Source organism: Protofrankia sp. Cj3, assembly GCF_917627355.1.
Classification (GTDB): Bacteria; Actinomycetota; Actinomycetes; order Frankiales; family Frankiaceae; genus Protofrankia.
Genome location: NZ_CAKJTR010000102.1, coordinates 1,653 through 9,780, shown reverse-complemented (window position 1 = coordinate 9,780; position 8,128 = coordinate 1,653). Strand labels below are relative to the sequence as shown.

Below are 8,128 nucleotides of genomic sequence, written 5' to 3'. Positions count from 1 at the left end.
CTGTGAAGCGGAGCAGCGCCCGCGGCATGGTCAATATGACCATGGGTAAGCAGGATCATCTCAACTGGTCCCGCCGCGACGATCGCATCGAGATGCCGGTGATCAGGCGGGCCGGGGTCGACGACCACACAGCCGGTGGCACCGGGGGCGCGCAGCAGCCACGTGTTCGTGCCGTCCAGTGTCATCGGGCCGGGATTGGGCGCGAGCAGCACCGCCGCCAGTGTTGTCACCTGCCTGGGCAGGGCAGGATGGGACGGCATCGTGGCCACTGCCCGCCCGTGCCCGTCAGCCGATTGAGCCATAGTCGGTGTCATGCGGGAACACAAGCCGGGCCGTGCCGTCGCGCAACGAGATTTTTGGCAGGATCGGTTCCATGTCCCGGGCGGTGGCAGCTGCCATGATTTCTTCGACGCTGGTGTAGTTCACCAACTCGCCGAGGGTGTATGCGGTGGGTGGCATCAGGCGTAGCCGATCCGCCAGGTAGTCGTCGAGCGCGGCCGCCGGCGACGTCCACAGCAGCCGGTCGGATTCGCCGGGGATCCGGCGGGTCAGCTGCGTGGTTGGCATCGCCGCGACGAAGAACCAGGTGTCGTACCGGCGCGGTTCGACCTCGGGTGTGATCCAGCGTGCCCAGGAGCGGAGCAGATCGATCCGTACCCCGAGGGCGCGTCGGGCCAGCACGGCGGCAAGGCTGGTCCGCCGGCTCTCCAGCGCGGCCCGGTCCGATTCCCAGCCGGGGCCGCTGACATCGGCGATGGTGTCGCCGTCTGGTCCGGCGAGCAGGACACCGCTTTCCTCGAACGTCTCGCGCACCGCCGCGCACACCAGCGCTCGGGCCAGCGCCGGCCCGGCCCCGGGCAGGTATGGCGCCACGGCCCCCGCCGTACCGAATTGGCGCGGCTCAGCGTCGCTGTCCGCTGGATCAACCGTCCCGCCTGGGAATACGTACATGCCGGCGGCAAAGGCCATCGTGGACGCCCGGCGCAACAGACAGACCTCGACCCCGCCTGGCCCGCTGAGGGCGGGCCGGAGCAGGACCACCGTGGCCGCGGCGCGGGCGGGTGCCGGCGTGTCGATATCAGGACGATAGGACCGCGCCCGCTCGGGGATGCTCGACGGTAGCCGCTGGCGCAGGTGCGTGAGCAGGTCCTCGGTCACCGCGCTGGTCGGATCCGGCATGTGTCAGATGTTAGAACAGATGGTGGCGACCAGCTCGATCTCGACCGGGGCGCCCAAGGGCAGGACGGCTACCCCCACGGCGGAGCGGGCATGCCGCCCGGCGTCGCCGAACACCGCCGCGAGCAGCTCGCTCGCGCCGTTGACCACCGCCGGTTGTCCGGTGAACGCGGGCACGCTGGCGACGAACCCGACGACCTTGACGATGCCGGTGACGGCATCGAGGCCGCCGGCAACCGCGGCCGCTGCCGCGAGGGCGTTCAGCGCGCAGATGCGGGCCAGCTCGGTGGCGCGGTCAGGGGTGATCATGCCGCCGTCAGCGGCCGCGCCGACCTGGCCGCGGTCGGCGAGCGTGCCGTCCACCAGCGGCAGTTGCCCGGCCGTCCACACCAGCTCGGCATGGCGGCGAGCCGGCAGGTAGGCGCCGGCTGGTGCCGGTACCGCGGGAAGTGTCAGCCCGAGCGCGGCCAGCCGCCGCGACGGAGTGGCCGCCTCGGTGCCCGCGGGCGTCATGCCGTCGAGACGTTCGTCGGGCGCTTGAAGTAGGCGACCAGGCTCTCCGGATTGGGGCCGGGAACGATCTGGACGAGCTCCCAGCCGTCCGCGCCCCAGGTGTCGAGGATCTGCTTGGTCGCATGGATCAACAGTGGTGCTGTCGCGTACTCCCAGGTCGTCATGACACGAGACCTTATTGGTCATCGCTGGGAGAGGGCGGGACGCATCGGCGGACCTGGCGTCCGGCAGCCGTGCTTCCGCACGGAAGCCCGCACGGAAGGGGATGGCCGAGCCGGGTACGGTCGTCGGTGTGACGTCGCAGGACACTCTGCCGCCTGGCGCCACTCGGGGGCCGTGGTCGTGCCGCCTTCATGTGGTCACCGGCAAGGGCGGCACCGGCAAGACGACCGTAGCCGGCGCGCTCGCGGTGGCGCTCGCGACCGGGGGACGGCGGGTACTGCTCACCGAGGTCGAGGGGCGTCAGCAGATCGCGCAGCTGTTTGACACCCCGCCGCTGCCCTACGCCGAGCGTAAAGTGGCGAGCGCTCCAGGTGGCGGTGAGGTTTTCGCGCTCGCCATTGACGCAGAGGAGGCCCTGCTGGAGTACCTGGAAATGTTCTACAACCTCCGCCGCGCCGGCAGGGCGCTTGGCAAGATCGGCGCTATCGATTTCGCCACCACGATCGCGCCCGGGGTTCGGGACGTCCTGCTCACCGGCAAGGTGAAAGAAGCCGTGAACCGTCCGGACGCGACCCGTCCCGGCGGCAGGTCCTATGACGCGGTTGTTCTCGACGCGCCGCCGACCGGTCGTATTGCCCGGTTTCTCAACGTGAGTGCCGAGGTTGCCGGGCTGGCGAAAATGGGTCCGATCCGTACTCAGGCCGACAGCGTGATGGCGGTGATGCGGTCCGCCGCGACTGTTGTGCATTTTGTCACCCTCCTCGAGGAGATGCCGATGCAGGAGACGGTGGACGGCGTCGCTGAGGTGAGAACCGCGGGCCTCGCGGTCGGCGGTGTCATCGTGAATATGATCCGGCAGCCGTTGTTGGCGGCCGATGACATCGAGCGGGCTAGCGCTGATGAATTGGATCTTGAAGAACTGGTGGCAGGTATGAAGGAGGCCGGCATTCAGGCCGGCGTCGAGCTGGTCGGCGCGCTCGCGACCGAAGCGGCCCAGCACGCGCGCCGGGTACGCCTGGAAGTGGCTGAACGAGCCGAGGTCGAGAGGCTGGGCCGGCCCGTATACGAACTGCCCCTGGTCGCCGACGGCGTGGATGTTGGCGTGATCTACCGGTTTGCGGACCTGCTGCGCAAACAGCGGATGGTCGGATGAGCACGACGCAGGGGCAGCCCGCACAACGACCGCTGCCCGTCCCGCCGGTGCCGGTAGCGCCGTTGGACGTCGATGCGATGCTTGACAGCGAGAAGATCATTGTGTGCTGCGGGTCGGGCGGCGTCGGGAAAACCACCATTGCCGCGGCGCTGGCCCTGCGGGCGGCGGAACAGGGCCGCCAGGTGGTCGTTCTGACGATTGACCCGGCACGTCGGCTGGCCCAGTCCATGGGGCTGAGCGAACTGGACAACATTCCTCGGGAAGTCGCCGGGGTCGACCGGTCGGCCGGCGGCCGGCTGGACGCGATGATGCTCGACATGAAAAGGACGTTCGACGAGATCGTGCTGGCGCACGCAGCCCCGGACAGAGCTCAGCAGCTGCTTGAAAATCCTTTCTACCAGTCGTTGTCGTCGTCCTTTGCCGGTACCCAGGAGTACATGGCCATGGAGAAACTCGGCCAGCTGGATGCCACCGGGGACTGGGATCTCATCGTCGTCGACACGCCGCCGACCAGGTCGGCGCTGGACTTTCTTGACGCACCCACTCGGTTAGGGGCGTTTCTCGACGGTCGCTTGCTTCGGCTGCTGCTCGCCCCGGCGAAGGCGGGTGGAAAAATGTACCTGAAAGTTGTCGGGGTTGGGCTCGGTATGTTCGGCAAGATTCTGACCAAGATTGTCGGTGCGCAGCTCCTGACGGACGTCAGCCAGTTCGTGGCGGCGCTGGAAACCATGTTTGGCGGTTTTCGGCAGCGTGCCGAGCAGACGTACCAGTTGTTGGGCGCACCCGGTACTTCATTTGTTGTGGTAGCCGCTCCTGAGGCCGCCGCATTGCGGGAGGCGTCCTATTTCGTTGATCGACTGGATTCGGACGGAATGCCGTTGGCGGGGCTTGTCATCAATCGGGTCCACCCGGTGTGTTCCGCGGCTCGCGGCCTGACCGTGGAACGCAGTCTCGCCGCGGCCGAAACACTCGCCGAGCACGCCGGGCATCCACTGACAGCGGCTGTACTGCGGGTCCACGCGGAAAGAGTAAGGCTGGCCACGCGCGAGAACCGGCTGCGGGAGCGTTTCACCAGCGCGCATCCTGACACACCGCTGGTTGAGGTCGACGCGCTGGCTGGAGACATTCACGATCTTGATGGCCTCCGCGATGTCGGTGCCGCGCTCGCTGGGGAGAAAGTACTCCACCAGGCTGGTTAGAGCGTTCCGGCCCGTTCAGGGCGCGCGATCGTGTTTTTGCGCGGCTGCGGCCTTGAGGAGCCCCAGCCAGCGTGGCGCTGTTCGCATGCGCTCGTCCCGGGGTGCCCCGAGACGCCGTCGTCGAGAGGTTGTCTCCTGGGTGACGTCGACGTCCCGAGCATCCGGTCGGAGTGTGATAGTGAGATACTGAGGACGAATCGGAGGCTGGATCGTCGACTGGGGGGACGAGGTGCGGACGGTCCTAACCCGCGGAGGCGGCCCCATGGTGGGCGCGCGCATCCGCAAGCAGTTTTCGCCAGGAGGCGACATCGGGCCGTCGCCGCAGAAGAGCTCGGCGTTCCCGTTCGGTCATACCTCCCCAGACTCCGAATTCGACTCGGTTGTCAAGGGCGTCAGCGAGGCATTCGGTACGAACGGCGCATCCGAAGCATCGGGTCTTGACGCGATTCTGGGCGGCACCTTGAACGAAGAGATCGTCCGGGTCCAGATCACGGCAGGCCGCGTTCGCGGTCCAGTCGCCATCGACGGTCGAGCCGATCAACTGGGTCGAGCTGGCACGTCGTGCGGCGCTGGTGCGGGTAGCCAGGCTGCTGGTCATGCCACCTGCCTTTCTTCTCGAGTCCGGGTCAGGGGGCCCGTGCGGGTGGTGACGTGGCTTCGCCCGAAACCGTACGGAGCGCCTTTGCCACGGCACAGACCCCACACGGGTGGTTGTCCAAATGACCCGTCCGGGCCATTGATCCGAGTGATAAATGTGGTGCGTTCTGTCACTGCTTCGTGTCGTCCGCGTGACATCCACGTGTCTGAGGAGCGGGGTCATAGGCTTGTGCCCATTGCGCGGCCGAGTGGTCGCGAAGGGGGCCATTTGGAGGTTCCCGGACGTGACAGCGACGACAGGAACATACCGTCGGCATCCGGAACCTCCGGTCGGTTCTGGTCGTTCCGGCGCCACCGGACGCATCGCACCCGCAGACACCCGGCGGCCCGCGAGACTCCGGTCCTTCCGGCCGCGTGCCCGGACAGCGGCTAGGCGGACGACGCGATTCATGATCATCAGTGGGCTGTCCGGCGTCCTGCTCGCGTTCATGGCGGTGCCCTTCGTGGCCCTGGTAGGCCTCACGGCCAAGGGCGGCGCCGACTCGTTCCTGGAGCTGCCCGCGAACCTCACCGTGCCGCCGTTGCCACAGGCCTCCCGGATACTTGATTCCCAAGGAAATGTGATCGGATACCTGCGGGGTGAGCAGGACCGGGAGATCGTGACGATTGATCAGGTGCCGATGGTGATGCGTCAGGCGATCATCGACATCGAGGATTCCCGTTTCTACGAACACACCGGCCTTGATTACAAGGGGCTCATCCGGGCCTATGTCACCAACCAGGAGTCAGGTTCGGTCACGCAGGGCGGTTCAACGCTTACCCAGCAGTATGTGAAGAATGTTCTGCTGCAGGCGGCGACCACCAGGGAAACCAAGGATGCCGCCACCGAGCAAACGGTCAAACGAAAGCTCCGAGAGGCTCGTTACGCACTGTATTTAGAGGATCACCTGAGTAAGGACCAGATTCTCGAGCGGTATCTGAACATAGCCTACTTCGGTGACGGCGCCTACGGTGTGCAGACCGCGGCGAAACACTACTTCAACGTCGACGTGAGTCGGCTTACCCTGCCGCAGGCGGCGATGCTGGCCGGTCTGGTCAAAAATCCCACAGCCTACAATCCGGTACTACATCCGCAGGCGGCTACGATCCGCCGTGACATCGTCCTGGAGCGTATGCGCGAACTCGGCCACATCAACGACAGCCAACTGCGTGAGACCAAGGCAGTGCCGTTGACACTGAACCGTCCGCCCCAGGCGGCAGATCCCTGCCAGCTGTCGTCGGTGCCGTTCTTCTGTGCCTACGTCCGCCGCGTGCTGCTTGCCGACGAGCGGTTCGGGGCGACCCAGGCGGACCGCGAGCGGTTGTTGTTCGAGGGCGGTCTGACGATTCGCACCACACTCAGCCCGATTGCCCAGGCTGCCGCGCAGAACGCCGCGTCCGGTGTCGTGCCACCGGGTAACCGGGCTGCCGCGGGTGTGGCAATGATCCAACCTGGTACCGGAAAAGTGCTGGCACTGGCCGTCAACCGAGTGTACGGACCATCCTCGGACGGTCTGCCGCCGGAGCGTACGACCGACTTCACCCACACAAAACAGATTATTCCGCTCGAGGAGACCTCGTTCTCGCCGGGCTCCACCTTCAAGGTCTTCACGCTGGCTGCGGCCATCGAGAAGGGAATGCCCCTGGGTACCACGTACTACTCGCCGGTATGTTATCACTCGAACATCTTCAACAATCCTCGCGCGGAGGGGAGCACGCGGGCGAGCACCGCGGACTGCTTCGGCAACGCCGATCCGAGCGAAGCCGGCCTGTACTCGATGACGACGGCAACCTGGCACTCGGTGAACACCTATTACATCCAGCTCGCGGAGAAGGTCGGCGTCCAGAGCACCGCCGAGATGGCTCGCCGGCTCGGCGTCACGTCATGCCGGGTACAGGATCACACCGCGGCGCTCCGGCAGCGCTGTCCGCCCGGTGGCATAGGAGCACGTGACGGTTCGGCTGTCCTCGGTTCCAACGAGATCTCCACAATGGACCTGGCGACCGCCTATGCCACGCTTGCCAATCACGGTATCCGTTGTGATCCACAACCTTTTGAATCGATCACCCAGCGGGTCGGCGGTACGGATCGGCCGGTCGCCTACGCCGCGCCCCAGCCATGCCGCCAGGTCCTCGGGGCGAATGTCGCGGACAGCGTCACCTCGGTGCTGGAGGGGGTCATCCTGCATGGAACAGGGGCGAAAAACGCGCAGATCGGCAGACCGGCGGCTGGTAAGACCGGGACCGCGCAGGGTTTCAGCACCGCTTCGTTCGCCGGCTACATCCCGCAGCTCGCCGTCGCGGTGACCCTCGCTGACCCGAGGTCGCCCACGACCTACCCGTTGCGTAACGTCCTGGGCCTTAACCAGGTCTATGGCGGTGACCTGCCCGCCGCGGTATGGGCGAGAACCATGCGTGGCGCGATCGACGGGCTCAAGCTGCCAGTGGCGGCAATGCCCGCTCCCGACGACAGCGAGCCCAATCCGCCGAAGGAGACACTGCCCGATGTCGTCGGCCAGAACGTTGTCCTGGCGCGGGCGCTGTTGACCGCGCAGGGCTTCGGGGTGACGGTCCAGGAGGTCAACAACCCGGCTCCGGCGGGTACGGTGCTGGCGATGAATCCGGCGGGCGGCCAGGACGTCCCGGCTGGTTCGGACGTGGTACTGATGGTCTCGCAGGGTCCTGACTCGCAGCCTCGACCGGACGGCGGCGGAACCCCCGCCGAACAGCCCGCAACGGTGCCGCCCCGGCAGCCCGTGACAGCGACCGCGAGCCCGGCACACCGACGGGGGAATAGCATTCTCGACATATTCGGCGGAGACTGAGAAGGCAGCGCGACTGGCAGTACGCGACCGGGCAACAGGGGACGCGGCGTCGCGGGGCTGGAGTGCGTGCGTCAGGTGGCAAGCCGGGCGCGGACGAGGACGGAGACGCGGGAGCCGTCCGCTCGCCCGGCCACCTCGGCTTGGACCGCTTTCATGGCGGCGCCCATCGCCTTCGGGCCGACGAGTCCCTGCTCGCCGATCACTCGTTCGATGATCAGAATGAGCTCGTCGTCGGTCAGCTGCTGGGGAAGGTAGGCGGCGAGGATCGCACCCTCGTTGCGTTCCTGCTCGGCCTGGTTCATTCGGCCGGCCGCAGCGAACGCATCCGCGGCCTCCCGCCGTTTGCGGACCTCGCGGGTGAGCACCTTCCGCACGTCCTCGTCGGACAGCTCGCGGACGTTGCTGCCGGCTACCTCCTCGTCCTTCACCGCGGCCATGGCCATGCGAAGGGTGGATGTGCGCAG

Annotated in this window: 9 protein-coding genes; 3 read left to right on the top strand and 6 right to left on the bottom strand. The window is 66.8% G+C overall.

The genetic code is table 11. The features are described 5' to 3' along the window. The 4 genes from MJ783_RS14675 to MJ783_RS14660 all read right to left on the bottom strand — a co-directional run. Nucleotides 1-260: MBL fold metallo-hydrolase (locus tag MJ783_RS14675; protein ID WP_239311000.1), on the bottom strand; the 260-nt coding region annotated here is incomplete at its 3' end. Nucleotides 261-285: 25 nt separating this feature from the next. Then, nucleotides 286-1,158, bottom strand: coding sequence for an NUDIX hydrolase (locus MJ783_RS14670; protein WP_239310999.1), 873 nt, complete (start codon nt 1,156-1,158; stop codon nt 286-288). 24 nt (nt 1,159-1,182) lie between these two features. Next, the gene (locus tag MJ783_RS14665; protein ID WP_239310998.1) at nt 1,183-1,689 is read right to left on the bottom strand and encodes a RidA family protein; all 507 of its coding nucleotides are present in this window, start codon (nt 1,687-1,689) and stop codon (nt 1,183-1,185) included. Further along, nucleotides 1,686-1,853, bottom strand: a complete 168-nt coding sequence (locus MJ783_RS14660) for a DUF4177 domain-containing protein (RefSeq protein ID WP_239310997.1) — start codon at nt 1,851-1,853, stop codon at nt 1,686-1,688. Before MJ783_RS14660 ends, MJ783_RS14665 begins: the two co-directional genes overlap by 4 nt. Nucleotides 1,854-1,954: 101 nt before the next feature. Here MJ783_RS14660 and MJ783_RS14655 point away from each other — a divergent pair, with 101 nt between their 5' ends. Continuing rightward, nucleotides 1,955-3,004, top strand: coding sequence for an ArsA-related P-loop ATPase (locus MJ783_RS14655; protein ID WP_239310996.1), 1,050 nt, complete (start codon nt 1,955-1,957; stop codon nt 3,002-3,004). Beyond that, the gene (locus MJ783_RS14650) at nt 3,001-4,203 is read left to right on the top strand and encodes an ArsA-related P-loop ATPase (protein WP_239310995.1); all 1,203 of its coding nucleotides are present in this window, start codon (nt 3,001-3,003) and stop codon (nt 4,201-4,203) included. The genes MJ783_RS14655 and MJ783_RS14650 overlap by 4 nt, the downstream gene beginning before the upstream one ends. Nucleotides 4,204-4,444: 241 nt before the next feature. Here MJ783_RS14650 and MJ783_RS14645 read toward each other — a convergent pair whose 3' ends face one another. Further along, nucleotides 4,445-4,801 (bottom strand): WhiB family transcriptional regulator, encoded by a 357-nt coding sequence (locus MJ783_RS14645; protein ID WP_239310994.1) that lies wholly within the window; start codon nt 4,799-4,801, stop codon nt 4,445-4,447. A gap of 448 nt (nt 4,802-5,249) precedes the next feature. Between MJ783_RS14645 and MJ783_RS14640 the strand changes: the two genes are divergently transcribed. Next, nucleotides 5,250-7,664 (top strand): transglycosylase domain-containing protein, encoded by a 2,415-nt coding sequence (locus MJ783_RS14640; protein WP_239310993.1) that lies wholly within the window; start codon nt 5,250-5,252, stop codon nt 7,662-7,664. Nucleotides 7,665-7,735: 71 nt separating this feature from the next. Here MJ783_RS14640 and MJ783_RS14635 read toward each other — a convergent pair. Then, nucleotides 7,736-8,128: GatB/YqeY domain-containing protein (locus MJ783_RS14635; RefSeq protein WP_239310992.1), on the bottom strand; the 393-nt coding region annotated here is incomplete at its 5' end.